Genomic DNA, 14,526 nt, shown 5'->3' on the forward strand with positions numbered 1-14,526 from the left:
GAGGAGAATAGGGCTTGTATTACAAAACAAAAGGATATCGAATATTCAGCGTTGCCAATTATATTTTTCTCGGCGTATTATCGCTGCTCTGCATATTGCCTATCATTCATATTTTGGCCGTTTCGTTCAGCAGCATGGCTCCAGCCTCTTCGAATCTGGTCAGCTTCTGGCCGGTCGGCTTTACGACGGACGCCTACGTAAAGACGTTTGGCAATTCGAACTTTATTGACTCCCTCTGGGTCTCGGTGAAACGGACCGTCATCGCTACCATCCTCGGTATGGTGATCATGCTGATTACGGCATTTCCGTTATCGAAGGAGGATATCAACTTTAGGGGCCGTTCGATCTACACATGGTTCTTCGTATTTACCATTTTGTTCAGCGGCGGCCTGATTCCAAGTTATATCCTGATTCAAAAACTTGGTCTGATGGATACCATTTGGGCGCTGGTTCTGCCGGGAGCACTGTCTGTGTGGAATGTCATCCTGATGATGAACTTCTTCCGGGGCCTGCCCAAGGAACTGGAGGAAGCTGCCTATCTGGATGGTGCAGGTCATATCAAAACGCTGGCGCTGGTCTACGTGCCGCTGTCTCTTCCGGCCATTGCCACGCTGTCACTTTTCACCATGGTAGGTCAATGGAACTCCTGGTTTGACGGCATGATCTATATGTCGGACGTTAAAAATTATCCGCTTGCTTCGCTGCTTCAGACGATCATTGTGCAGCAGGATCTCAGCAAAATCAATGTAGACCCGTCCATGCTGGAGAACGTTTCCCAGCGTACGGTTCGGGCCGCTCAGATCTTTATCGGGGCACTGCCCATTCTGGTGATCTATCCATTTTTGCAACGCTTTTTCGTAAAAGGCATCGTCATCGGGGCAGTGAAGGAATAGCACTGCCCTGCATGTCAACATACATTAGGGGAGGAATACGAGTGAAAAAAGGATTGGCTTGTCTCGTGGCAGGAAGCATGATGGTTTCCCTGGTCTGTCCGGCGGTTGCCGGAGCAGAAAGCACATCGAAGCAAGCGGAGGCGGGACAGGTGCAGGCGGGCAGCCTGCATTCCGCCCCATATCGGGATATGACGGGACACTGGGCAGAAAATGCCGTGACGCGGATGCAGAATCTGGCTTTGATCAAAGGGTATACCGACGGCACGTTCAAACCGAATGAACGCATCAGCCGCGCCGAGTTTGTTGTGATGCTGGACCGGATATTTGGTTTTGCCGGCGGGCAGCAATCAGCGTCAGCAGCATTTTCAGACATGAGCGAAAAGGAGTGGTACTATGATGCCCTGGTTCGAGCGAATGGATCGGGAATCATTCAGGGAACCGATGCTGCACATCTGTCACCAGACCTGCCTATCACAAGGCAGGATGCCGCAGTCATGGCAGATCGGGCGTTCCAACTATCGACAGGCAAAGAGGACGAACAAGCGCTAACCGGTTTCAAAGATGAGAAAGAAGTGGCAGACTACGCCAAAAAAGCGTTCAGTTATTTGATTCAGGAGAAAATTGTAAACGGATACAATGGAAAACTGGCTCCACAGTCGGATATTACAAGAGCACAGGCAGCAACGTTGATGTCCAACATGATCACGGATGTGAAAAGTGCTCCCGGTACGTATGAATCAAGTGTTGATGGCAATCTGGTTATCCGATCATCTGACGTCACGCTCAAGGATATGACCGTTAGCGGCAATTTGCTGCTCACCGAAGGTATTGGCGAAGGCAGAGTGACGCTGGATGGTGTGACGGTTACGGGAAGTGTCATTATAAAAGGTGGAGGAAGCCACTCCATCGACATTCGCAGCTCCAAACTGAAGCAGGTTGTCGTCGATAAAGCTTCCGGTTCCGGCTTGGTGCATGTGAACATCGCTGGAAACAGCGTGGTGGAAGCAATGACCGTCATACGCAAAGCAACGGTTGAACTGTCTGACGAGAGCGTGATTGATACGTTGAGCGTGAACAGCAAAGCTCGACATACCCGTATTGATGCCAAAGGCAAGATCAAGCTGCTCGATGTGGAGGCTGGCAGCGTGCTTGTCAATGAGAAAACGGTTACAAAGGGGCGGCACAGCGTTAATATGACGTCAGACAACGAGCAGTCTGCACAACCGAAACCTTCCACGCCTGGCAGCGGTTCAACCGTTTCATCACCGTCCTCTCCGGCTGGAGAGACACCTTCCGTTCCAGGTAATCCGGCGGGGGAGAAGCCGATTCCGGCAACAACGATCCCGGACGAGGATTGGGAAATGATCTGGAATGACGAATTCGACGGTGCTGGCGTGGATGATTCCAAATGGACGGTTCAGGATACCGGACTTGTCTATAACAATGAATTGCAATATTACAGTCCGGATAATACACGCATCGTCAAAGATGGCGCTCGGAGTGTACTTCAAATTGAGGCGAAGCGGGAGCAAAAAAGTGGCAAATCCTATACTTCAGGCAAACTGATCACGATGGGGAAAGGAGACTGGACCTACGGCAAAGTTGTCGTTCGGGCGAAGCTTCCGGTGCAGCAGGGCATGTGGCCGGCCATCTGGATGATGCCTACGGATGAATCGCATTACGGTGGATGGCCGGCTTCCGGCGAAATCGATATTATGGAGCTGATCGGCGGCAAAAACAAAGACCACGAAGTGTACAGCACGATCCACTATGATGCCGTGAAGCCTGATGGCTCGCACGGGCATGACCAAGGCAAGTTTACATTGCCCGCCGGAGAGTCCTTTGCAGATGAATATCATGATTTTCAGGTGGAATGGCTGCCTGGCATGATTCGTTTCTACGTGGATGGCAAGCTGCATCATCAAGTGAATAACTGGCAAACAACCGCGGCAGGACAGCCGGAGAGCTACACTTTCCCTGCACCGTTCGACCGGCCGTTCTATCTGATTCTTAACCTTGCGGTAGGCGGAGACTGGCCGGGATCACCTGAAAACGGATTTGTGTCCGAGAAGATGAATGTGGATTTTGTTCGGGTATATTCCTATAAAAAAATGAACGAATGGCCCGACGTCACTTCGAATCCAATCGAGCCTGAACGGAAGCGGGATCCGCAAGCAGATGGCAACCAGATATATAATGAACGCTTTACCGAAGGCGTCGATGCAGCCGGTGTACCGAATGAATGGAAGTTCATTACGAATGCAGGCGGAGCTGGTAAAGTGGAGGTTGTTGACGATGAACAGAAGGGCAAAGCGGCGAAGGTGACCGTCTCACAGCCCGGAACCGAGGGTTATTCCATACAGCTGACACAAATGCCGATGTACGTGAAGAAAAACAGAAAATACAGAGTGCAGTTTGATGCCAAAGCATCTGCTCACCGTGTCATTCGTTCGAAAGTGACGCAATTCGAGAAAAGCTGGACGAATTACTCGGAGGAACACAGCTTTTCGTTGACTACGGATTGGCAGCCCTATGAATACACCTTTAACATGCGGAATGGCTCAGACAATAATGCCCGATTTGAATTCAATCTGGGGCTGGATGACGCTGCAGTCATGGTATCCAATGTCAGACTGATCGATATCGGTGAGGCTGACGCTGTACCTGTGGAAAGAAAAGCACTGCCGGATGGAAATTTGGTGTATAACGGTACATTTGATCAAGGCAAGGGGCGGCTTGGTTTTTGGTCCAATCGGATTGAATCCGGTGCCGAAGCCCATATTTCCGTGAATAACTTCCTGAAGTTCCCGATCATGGAACGGCAGCTCGTGGTTGATGTGAAGCAAACCGATGGTCAGCCTGATCAAGTAGCTGTGGTACAGCCGGATATGAAGCTGGAAGCTGGCACCACCTATGGATTCTCTTTTGATGCAAAGGCGGATGCGCCTCGTACGATGGACATCGGCTTGTCAACCGCAGAGGGACATGACGTGCAAATCCATCAAGGACAGCAGATCCAGCTCGGGCAAGAGATGAGAAACTACACCGGTGAAATCGTGATCGGACAGAGCGGAACGACAGCAACAACAGCAACAGCCGAATTGAAGCTTTTATTCGGCAGTACTTCAGGCAAGGCCTACGTCGATAATGTAAGGCTGACCAAGCGCGGAAAACCGGTTTCGGTTCAGGGCTATGCCCATATTCCTGCAACTGAGGCATGGATGATGCAAGGTTTGCAGCTCGAAAATTCCGATGAAGGCGGCCAACATGTCAGCTACATGGACGAAGGCGATCTGCTGCAATTTAAAATCGATGCAGCAAACGATGGGGCATATGCCTTTTCCACCCGGATGGCGAGTGCCAAAGCGGATTCAAAAATCCGATTCAGCGTCAAAGATGAACAAGGCAATAGGGTTGCAAGCTCGGAGCTTCTGCTTGGAGATACGGGCGGGTGGCAAACCTACAAAACCGTGTATCTGCCAGCGGTTTCCCTGAAAGCGGGAAACTCGTATTATGTTAATTTTGAAGGGAACGAATATAATACACGCTGGCTGGACGTTTCTCAGAATAAGCTGCAGAACGGCGAGTTGACGCATGATCGAAGCGGTTGGGAACTGATTCCTGATGATCTCGTGGCTTCACATAGGGAAGATGAGGGCATTCGCATTACTTTGTCGGGTGCAAGTGAAAATGGACGGGAAGCGTTATTGCAGCAAGGTCAGCTTTCCTTGGAGTCGGGCAAGACGTATCGCTTGAGTTTTGATGCCTCTGCATCCGCTCCAACATCCGTGCAAGCGGTAGTCTCGCAGGAGGGAAGCGGAGACAGGTATATGGATGAAACGGTAAACCTGACTGAAACCAAACAGCGATACACTTATACATTTACAACGGGGGACACTGCGGGTGCGGCTGCCTTGTTGAACTTTGGTTTTGGTACTGCTCCAGCGGGTGAGCACAGCGTATCCATTCACAATGTGATGCTGTTCGAAGTGAATCCCGATGCGGATCAGGGCGGACAGCCGGTACACGTCAATCTGATATCGAACGGTGACTTTGCCAAAGGAAGCGACGGCTGGTTTAGTCATTCTGACGGGAATAACTCGGAACTGGTATTTACCGTCGAGAATCGGAAGCTGCAGGCTCGTATTGGTCAGGCGGGGAATAATCCGTGGGATCGGCAAGTGATTAATGAAGCTTTCGCGATGCAGCAGGGTTACAAATACAAACTAACGTTCAAGGCCAAAGCGGATAAAGCACGCAAAATGGGCCTTGGCGTCGGCTGGGTTGACGTTCCCGCAGGATACGCATGGCATGGATTTTTCGGTGAGCGAGTGGACTTGTCCACCGATGAGCAAGAATACACCTTCACGTTCGACACAACCGAGCAAAGCTATGCGAACAGCCGTATTGTATTTGATATGGGCAGCATCAGCGGTGCCGAAGACGGGAATACAAGCATTACGTTGTCCGATGTGAGGCTCATCAACATGGGACCAGTCCAATAGAACGTAAGGAACCAAGTCCTTCGCGGCCTGGTTCCTTTCATTCTTATGTTAAAAAACCTCTATATAGGTTGAACAAGAAATTTACACGAAAACGGAGGGGGCAGAAAGAATCTGCAGAAGCGGAGCTAAAAGCTTTCTGTAAGAAAGCTCCATCGAAAGCATACGCTTCGTGTTTATCACCGGATTTTCCCTTTGAAAAAGGGGACCAAAAAAAATCTGGGGATAATAGCGATCGGAAGATGGTTCTGACCACGTAGTGACTCTGTGTAAAAATGATTGGTTCAGCCTATATAGATAGCCCGCAACGTTTACCACACCATCTCAATACGAATAACATCTTCTTTCGCCAGGTCCTTACCCAGCACAACTTCCATTAGTTCAAGATCGGTAAGTGCCTTAATTCCATGCCTGGTTCCAGCCGGAATTTGCAGAACATCGCCCGCCTTTAGCTGGCGTCGTTTACCCTCCATAAGGATTTCCGCGCTGCCCGTCACAATCGTCACGATTTCTTGCCGCTCGAGATGCTGATGGTAGCTCGTATATTTTCCGTGGATCAGCTTCACCTGCCTGATCATCACTCCATTTCCCGTTTCATCGTTCCAATCGTTCAGAACCCGGTAGGAGCCCCATCTTTTCTCTTCATACTTCGCAAATCGCGGCATATGTTCGAGCTTATCCTTGATTTGATTTGCTTTGCCCTTGTTAGCAATGAGGATGCCATCGGAACTGGCCGCTACGATGAGATCAGAAACGCCGATCATTTCGATCGGATAGGAAAGCTCGTTAATGATATGGCTGTTAGAGGAGTCGTCCGATATTCGCCCTGACCCGATGACATGGCTCTCGAAATGATCGCTTAACGCCATCCAACTCCCGAGATCATTCCAATAGCCGTCATATCTCATGACAACAGCAGACAATGCGTGTTCCGCGACTTCCCGGTCGAAACTGGTGTTTGCAAGCTGTTCGTAATTTTCCAGCCAATGCTCAACTTGGATCGGATGCCCCTTGTCTTTCAAAAATGTCAGCATGAACTTCAAGGAGAATGCGAATACGCCGCAATTCCACATCGCTTGATGTTCGATGAGGCGACAGGCTGTCGGCTCATCGGGCTTTTCGATGAATTGGTGAATGAAAGAAAAGTCGTCATTTCCATTGGGCTGAGCAGGAACGATATAGCCGAACTGATCGGAAGGATGGGTAGGTTTGGTTCCGAGGAGAGCGAGATCTGCTTTAGAATGCATCAGAACATCAGGAACGCGAAGGAGCAGTCGAAAAAAAGCGGTATCTGCGTATGTGTCGACTGGAAGAACGCAGATGGTTTCATTTGGATCCATTTGCAGCTTTTCATGAAGATAACTTACCGCATAAGCAATGGCTGTGAAGGTTCCTCTTTTAAAGGGTTCGGCCAGGATCGGGATATGCTCGCCAACATAGGAACGGGTAATTTCCACTTGACTGTGATGGGTAACGATGCATGTGGATTGAAGCAGCCCCGCCTCATTTAATTGCCGGCATATTCGCTCAATCATCGATTCTCTGGCCCCGGCATCGGATTTCAAAAGCTTAAGGAACACCTTGGAGCGAATCTCATTGGACAAAGGCCACAGCCTTTTTCCGGATCCCCCGCATAACAGGATGATACGCAAGCCGATTCCTCCTTTCTTGGGGATATCGCCCTCCATTCTTATTTCTTCGATCGAATGATTTCTTCAATCGCATGCTTCATGAATACCCCGGACCGGTCCCAGGATAAGCGAAGTATATCCTTTCTGCCTTGTTGTCCTTTTTGTTTGCATAGTCCGGGGTTTTGGTACGCTTCCCTCATCCGTTTTTTTAAATAGCCCAGATTCGGTTCCGCCCATCGTTGTCCCTTTTGCGCAAACAGGTTGCTGAATTTTTTAGAAATGGCTCTGTTCATACTGCTTGACGGGCTGCGCAGCTGGTACGGAATCAGGAACGAGTTGCTGTGCGTCAGAAAATCCATTTGCCCGCCCCAACTTGTAGTGATGACCGGTACGCCGCTCGCAAGCGATTCTAGAAAGGGCAGTCCAACCCCCTCGCCGCGAGTCGGGAGGACGAAAGCATCGCCGAGCGTATACAAACCTTTTAATCTGCTTTCACGAAGATGACGGCCGATCACGACAACGGGTGCCGTATCTTTTTGGATACCCAGCTTTTTTTTGTATTGCGTTATTTTGGCCTGGATCCATTTTTCGTTCTCATGCGGCGCATATCCGTTTGTTTTGATCACAAGCACGACGTTATCTTTAGAGGAAAACTCTTCCCAATATGCCCGCAGCAGGCCCTCCGGATTTTTACGGTGCTGGAAGCCGAAGACGGACACGAACGTAAACTTGCCGGCCGCACCCGGCACGGACATTTTCTTGTTATTCGGATGAAACTCCTTTGCATTTACACCATGAGGAACGACAAAAATCGGGACATTCACGCCGCTGTTCCTTAGTGTTCTTTTATTATGCTGGGAGGGCACACAAACGGCATCAAACTGATTCATATGGGGAAGCCAAGCCTTGGGGAGCTTGCTTGTTTCCCAAACTGTATTCAAAATAATAAGATCATACAGACGGCGCTCTTTTTTCCATTGAATGCTATTGGGGAGGTGGTGATAAATCAGCACCCGTGTGTATCGGCTGCCGTTTTTGCGCTGTTTTGCCGGTCCTATACTAACGGCTACGCCTTGCCGCTTTAGTGACTGGGCATACGCTCTGCTGGCACGGCCAAGCCCGCTTGCTTTGTGTACAGGGCCCTTCCAAACGACGTGATAAGGTTTCATATGACAACATCCCTCGGATAATTACTTTGCTCATCTCTATACTTTTAATATATGGATTATCATATGACGGAAGAATAAAAAGGTATGGGTGTAGGGAGTGTGTAAAGAACACACAATCAGTGATCACTCAATGGCTTCACGTCGCTGTTTAATATACTTTCCTGGAGAAATGCCAACCATCTTGGTGAAGCTTCGTATAAAATTGGCGTAATCGCCAAAGCCCGATTGAAAGCAAGCATCGGTGATGCTCATCCCGTCAGACAGAAGAAATTTGGCAAGTTCGATACGACGACTGAGAATATAGGAACGAAGGGTCAGCCCGGTATGCTTTTTGAACTGGCGGCTGATCGAAGTGCTGTTCATGTAGAACGCTTCGGCAAGTTTGCCAAGCGTAATATCTTGCGTGATATGTTCGTCGATGTAATCCATTGTCTTTCGCACCAGATCGGGCATGATATCATGAGGCTCAAAAGAATTGTTGCGAAACCATACGTTGATCAACACCAATAATTGCGCGATTGCAGCATTGGTTTTGACGTCTGCCCCATAAGCATCCGAAGAGAGCGATTCTTCGATCCGGTTCGTCCAATATGTGATCTGGTCCAAACGATCGTCGTCCAGGTGTATCATGTTGCCTTCGCCTTTGCGGCGGCAATCAAAACAGGAAGATAGGTTCGTTGAGGCCGTGGACAATTGGTACAGGTATGTTTTTTTGAGATTGATCGTAATCCGTTCATACTCCGTTTCATCCAATATAAACGCACGATGCATTTCTTTGGGGGACATCACGAGCAAATCGCCCCGCTGCATATGATAACACCGATTTTCTACATAAAAGTGCACATGACCGCGAAGGAACAGATAGATCTCGTAGGCATTATGCCGATGATAGCTCGTTTCCAGCTTGTAAGTCGTGATTCGATGCAGGTACAAAAGCTCCGGCTGAATGGGGTCATAGAAAAAGTCAGAGGATCCGCTCATACAGCACCTCCCGTCATTTCGCGCAATAAATGGAACAAATAACGCAATGAAATTGTGTTCAGATTACCTTAAAATGTAATCATCCTACCATGAAGTGGTTTATTTTGCAAACGCTTACTATCTAAACCTATCTTTACAATATCGTAAACGCGCCAGAGCAATATGATCTTACGACTATATTCATTCCAATTGAACCGGGGGGCATGTCGCCATGCACAAGAGATGGATGTACAGATCAAGATGGGCCTTCATTATCCTCCTTGCGGTGAGCATACCTGCCGGCCATACGCAAGGAAATTCAGGGCAGCCGCCTTCGACGTCTGCCGGGCAGCAGGTACAACCTTCCGGAAGTGCAGGGAGATACGATCCTCCTATACGGGTTACCTTTGTCCGAGAGACTGGTGAAGACCTGCAGCGAATGCTTGATCAGTTGCCGGGCGAGAGTTTGGTAGATAATCGCTGGACCCGTTTGTATGAAGAAGAATTGGGCATTCGGATACACTATGACTGGATCGCGAACGGTGACGTATATAATCAGAAACTGGGAGTGTCTCTTGCAGCAGGCCGTTTCCCGGACGTGGTCAAAGTCAATCCATATCAACTCAGGCAATTAAGCAATGCCGGATGGATTGAAGATCTGACCAAAGTATACCAGACCCATGCCTCTCCGCTTACGAAAAATATATTGGAGGCCGAGGGAAAAGGAGCGTTCGACGCCGCCACGATTGACGGTAAACTCATGGCGATCCCCGAATCATCCTCTTCCATCGAAACGGCGCAGTATCTGTGGATCAGAAGCGATTGGCTGAATAACCTGGGCCTGCATCCGCCTGAAACGATGGAAGACGTGCTTCAAATATCGAAAGCGTTTACAGAAGAAGACCCCGATGGAAACGGAAAACAAGACACCTATGGACTTGCGTTAACGAGTTATCTGTGGGACCCCGTCATGAGCGCGTCAGGATTCATGGCCGGTTACGGAGCTTTTCCGAATATATGGATCAAGGACAAGGAGGGCAATCTTGCATACGGCGGCATACAACCCGAGGTGCGAAAAGCGCTGGAAGCGTTGCAGACCTTATACCTTGAAGGCCAGCTTGATCCCGAGTTCGCCTACAAAAACGGAAGCAAGGAGTACCGCCTGATTCAGGACGGTAAAATAGGCATGCTCTATGGTGAACAGTGGACTCCTTTCATGATTCAGACTACCCGGGACACGGATCCGGATGCGGAATGGCAAGCGTACCCCTTGGTAGCTGAATCTGGCCGAAGCGTGTTTGTCCCTCTTCGTTCCAATACAGGACATTATTTTGCAGTAAGGAAGGGATTTGCGAGTCCGGAGGTTGTCGTAAAGCTCATGAACCTGCATCTGGACAAAAACTGGGGAGAACAAGCCGAGTATGAAACGTACTACAATGACGATTCGCGTGCCGTATGGATGCTCTCGCCGGTAACGCCTTTTCCCGGCATGAAAAACATGGATGCCTACAGAGACATCCGCGACGCCAGAAAGACAGGGGATTTCTCTACCCTGGAGAACGAGGCGCTTGCGATTCACAAGCGGATTGCTGCGTATGAAACAGAAGGCTTGAAGAGCGGATGGGGTTGGAAACAAACCTATGGACCGACAGGAGCCTTCAGCATTGCGGATGCCTATGAGCGGAACGGCCAGCTTCTATACGACGAATTCACCGGCGGCATCACCGAAACGATGATCGATCGGCAGATCATTCTGCGGGATCTTCAGCTCGAGGCATACATGAATATCATTCTTGGATCGCCGATAGAAGAGTTCGATCAGTTCGTCGAGAATTGGCGCAAATTGGGTGGAGATGAGATCACATCGGAGGTGAATGCGTGGTTCAGAACCAATGCCGCACGGGGTCACCAATCGTTCGCCTTATCCTATTAACACAGGTGTCCCGATTCAACCAGGGAGACGGGAGGTGAATGCATTGTTGAAGATTCCTGCGCAGTCCTGGCTTAACAGCATATTTGCACGGCTAATCATGACCTATCTGATCTTTGTGATTCCTCTGATTCTTCTGGGTGTGTATTTATATCACTGGAGTTACGACACGGCAAGCCAGGAAATTTCCCTGTCGACGGAAAGGCGATTGAACCAATTTGCGATGGAACTGAACAGGGAGATTGAATGGATGGAGCTGCAGCAGTTTGATATTGCCGAGGACCGCAAACTGAATCGGCTTGCGATCCTCTGGAACATCATGGACCAGGTGGAAAGGCGTGAAACGCTGAATTATTTATCTGAGCGACTGGCCGCCTTTAAGAACAGCAGTGCTTATATCAAGAACGTTTATGTACATATCCCTGCAGTCAACAAGAGCATATCGGCAATGCAAGGCATCGATGATTATGATCAGGCGTCCTTTGACTATTTCAGTTCAGCTATGGAAGGAAAGGATATCCGTTTTACTGTAAAAGGAGACACGCTGAACCTGAGCGCTGTCCGGCTCACGGGAAAAAAAGGGGAAGGTCCTCTGTTTGTTGTACAGGTAGAACTGGATAACGCTCAGTTTCAGAATGAATTATCGCAGCTAAACCTGTACCCTGAAAGTGCCACACTCCTGATCGAAGAGAAGACCGGGAATGTAATCTCGGATCACCAGCAGCGAGATGTCATTCTGTCCAGTTACCGCGAGCATCGTCGGAAAAATCCGCATGACAGCTTTCAGGTCAAGGTTGAGGGCGTTAATTATCACGTCAATCAGCTGCACATGGATGCTCTGGGCTTATCGGCTGCAACGTATCTGCCGGAGAAAATGGTAACCAAACCGCTCAGCAAATTTTATACATGGGCCTGGATATTTGCCATCACGTCTTTCATTGCCATTACGGCCTATCTCTATTCCAGCTACAAGCTGATTCATATTCCGCTGCTGCTGCTTGTCAAAAGGTTTAAAAAAATGGAGGGAGGCGTGCTCGATATTCCGATCGTACACCATCGCAAGGACGAGTTCGGTTTTCTATATGCACGCTTCAATCATATGATTGAAAATCTGCAGCAACTGATCGATCGGGATTTCAAACAGACGATGATGATGCAGCGGGCTGAATTGAAGCAGCTTCAGTCCCAGATTAATCCACATTTTTTGTATAATAGCTTTTTCATTCTGAACTCGCTTGCCAGAACTGGAGAAACGGAGCGCATTGAACAGTTTACGAACATGCTTGGCGAATATTTTCGTTTTATCACCCGAAACGGAACGGATCATGTGCCTTTGAAAGACGAAGTGGAGCATTCGCGAATCTATATGGAGATTCAGCAATTACGCTTTTCACGGCGGATCAAAGTAGACTTCGGGCAGCTGCCATCCGGAATGGAGCAGCTTCAGGTCCCCAGATTGATCATTCAGCCGATCATAGAGAATGCTTATGAACATAGTCTGGAGAAGAACACGGGTACGGGACTCCTGCGGGTTCAATTCCATATGAAGTCAACCTACATTGAAATTACGGTGGAGGACAATGGGGAGGGGTTGCAGACGGAGGAGATCGATATGCTTCAGGCACGTCTGCACAATGATGCCGATACGGATGAAGTGACCGGTTTAATGAATATTCATCGACGTCTGGTGTTGACCTATGGGGAAGGAAGCGGGCTTTCTCTCTCTCGGAGCGATCTGCAGGGATTGAAAGTCGCGATTCGAATCCGATGGAAGAGAGGGGAGAGCGCATGTACCGACTTCTGATTGTGGATGACGAGGAAATTATAACGGACAGCCTGTATGAGACGTTTGCCGGACATATGCCGGACCGGCTTGATGTTTGCAAAGCCTATTCCGCTGCAGAGGCCCTGGACTGGATGCGGCGATCCAGAATTGACATCGTTCTGACGGATATTCGCATGCCTGGCATAAGTGGTCTCGAACTGACCGAGGAGATCCAGACACGCTGGCCTCAATGCCGCGTTATTTTTCTCACGGGACACAGTGATTTTGATTATGCATACCGAGCCCTCCAGATGCCCAATGTGCGTTATTTGCTCAAAACGGAAGGTTACGACAAGGTGATGACGGTCATTGAGCAGGTCATGGAAGAGATTCGGCAAAGTCACAGCATGCATGAAGTGTTGGAAAAGTCCCGCCAAATGACTTCCCGGCTGGCTGCGCTGCACCAGGAGGAATATGTGCGCAAGCTTCTTCAGGATAGCCCGTCCGCTCACTCCTCTTCGATGGAGCTTCAAGCCGAACTGGTGTCAAGAAACATAGGCTTGCAAGCGGACTCCCCGGTGTATCTGGTCCTTGGACGATTCAATACGCCGCCTGGAATCGAAGAAGGACCGAATCGTTTGCAGGAGTCGGTCCGGATTATCGGATCTTCACTATTGAGTGAACATGCGATATATATCAGTGTTACAGATCACTATGGCGATGTGGTCTGGCTGCTTCAGCCTAAAACAGGGAAAAACAATGCAGAAGAGCACTTTTCCACTTATATCGAAGGCACATTGGAGCTGGTTCAGGAAGCCTGCATGGCGTCGTTGGACGTGTCCATTGCCTTTACATTAAGCGGACGCGGTTGCCCTTGGTCCCGAATTCCAAGGCAGTATGAACGGCTTCGGTTGTTACAGTGGATGAAAATTGGCGATGGGGTCTCCATGGTATTGACGGATAAAACCGAAGGCACTGCAGGAGGAACATTCAAGGAATCCGTTCGGATCTCAAGCCGGATTGACGTGATGTCTGGTTTCTTGGAAACCGGACGCTTTCAGCCCTTTTACGATGTTTTTGAAGAGCTTGTAACGGAACTGCAGCAGCAGGACCTGACCATGGAGCGGGCTATGGAAACCTACTATTATCTGGCTCTGATGCTGTATTCCACATGTAATCGCTGGGGGCTCCGGCAGAACGTCCCTGATCAGCCAAGTTTGCTTCAACTGAGTGACTTTACATGCATGAAGGAAGCAGTGCACCACCTGTACCGCGCTGCGGATGAACTGGTTCATTTCAAGCGTTCCAATGAAGAGGAACGTGTGAACCAGGTCATCCATACTCTATGCGGCTATATCAGGGACAATCTGGAAAAGGACCTTTCGCTGGTCAGACTCGCCGAGTTGAATCATTTCAACCCGTCCTATCTATCCCGCTTCTTCAAGCAGGAGACGGGGATCAACTTGTCGGAGTTTATCGACGACACCCGTATCCGAAGAGCCAAGGAGCTGCTGAGCAACAGCGATCTGATGGTGCGAGAAGTAGCGCTTCAAGTCGGATATGAGTCGGCACATTCGTTTACCCGCCTGTTCAAGAAGCTGACGGGCATGACGCCCCAGGAATATCGGGAATCTGTGCTCGTGCGTTAGAACCGTTGTTATGGACACCTTCATCAG

The 14,526-nt window shown here is 49.4% G+C and carries 8 protein-coding genes; 5 read left to right on the plus strand and 3 right to left on the minus strand.

Annotated features, from left to right (window positions below; genetic code table 11):
• Positions 1–14 precede the first annotated feature (14 nt).
• Positions 15–893, plus strand: a complete 879-nt coding sequence (locus L6H98_RS07845; RefSeq protein ID WP_236414113.1) for a carbohydrate ABC transporter permease — start codon at positions 15–17, stop codon at positions 891–893.
• Between the two features lie 41 nt (positions 894–934).
• Positions 935–5,398: a carbohydrate binding domain-containing protein gene (locus L6H98_RS07850; protein WP_236414114.1), complete on the plus strand. Its 4,464-nt coding sequence runs from the start codon at positions 935–937 to the stop codon at positions 5,396–5,398.
• A 308-nt stretch (positions 5,399–5,706) separates the two neighbouring features.
• Here L6H98_RS07850 and L6H98_RS07855 read toward each other — a convergent pair whose 3' ends face one another.
• From L6H98_RS07855 to L6H98_RS07865, 3 genes are all read right to left on the minus strand, one after another.
• Positions 5,707–7,047, minus strand: coding sequence for a sugar phosphate nucleotidyltransferase (locus tag L6H98_RS07855; RefSeq protein ID WP_236414115.1), 1,341 nt, complete (start codon positions 7,045–7,047; stop codon positions 5,707–5,709).
• Between the two features lie 38 nt (positions 7,048–7,085).
• Positions 7,086–8,195 carry a glycosyltransferase family 4 protein gene (locus L6H98_RS07860; protein ID WP_236414118.1) on the minus strand — a complete coding sequence of 370 codons (1,110 nt, stop codon included), beginning with the start codon at positions 8,193–8,195 and terminating at the stop codon, positions 7,086–7,088.
• 123 nt (positions 8,196–8,318) lie between these two features.
• Positions 8,319–9,176 carry an AraC family transcriptional regulator gene (locus L6H98_RS07865; protein ID WP_236414120.1) on the minus strand — a complete coding sequence of 286 codons (858 nt, stop codon included), beginning with the start codon at positions 9,174–9,176 and terminating at the stop codon, positions 8,319–8,321.
• Positions 9,177–9,387: 211 nt separating this feature from the next.
• Between L6H98_RS07865 and L6H98_RS07870 the strand changes: the two genes are divergently transcribed.
• From L6H98_RS07870 to L6H98_RS07880, 3 genes are read left to right on the plus strand one after another with little or no spacing between them, the layout of a single operon-like run.
• Positions 9,388–11,088 (plus strand): extracellular solute-binding protein, encoded by a 1,701-nt coding sequence (locus tag L6H98_RS07870; RefSeq protein WP_236414122.1) that lies wholly within the window; start codon positions 9,388–9,390, stop codon positions 11,086–11,088.
• 34 nt (positions 11,089–11,122) lie between these two features.
• Entirely contained in the window at positions 11,123–12,889 is a 1,767-nt protein-coding gene (locus L6H98_RS07875) for a histidine kinase (RefSeq protein ID WP_356722657.1), read from the plus strand.
• Complete coding sequence (locus L6H98_RS07880; RefSeq protein WP_236414126.1) at positions 12,874–14,499, plus strand: response regulator; 1,626 nt, start codon at positions 12,874–12,876, stop codon at positions 14,497–14,499. The genes L6H98_RS07875 and L6H98_RS07880 overlap by 16 nt, the downstream gene beginning before the upstream one ends.
• The last annotated feature ends 27 nt before the right edge of the window (positions 14,500–14,526 follow it).

The organism is Paenibacillus sp. JJ-223, assembly GCF_927798175.1.
GTDB lineage: Bacteria > Bacillota > Bacilli > Paenibacillales > Paenibacillaceae > Paenibacillus > Paenibacillus hubeiensis.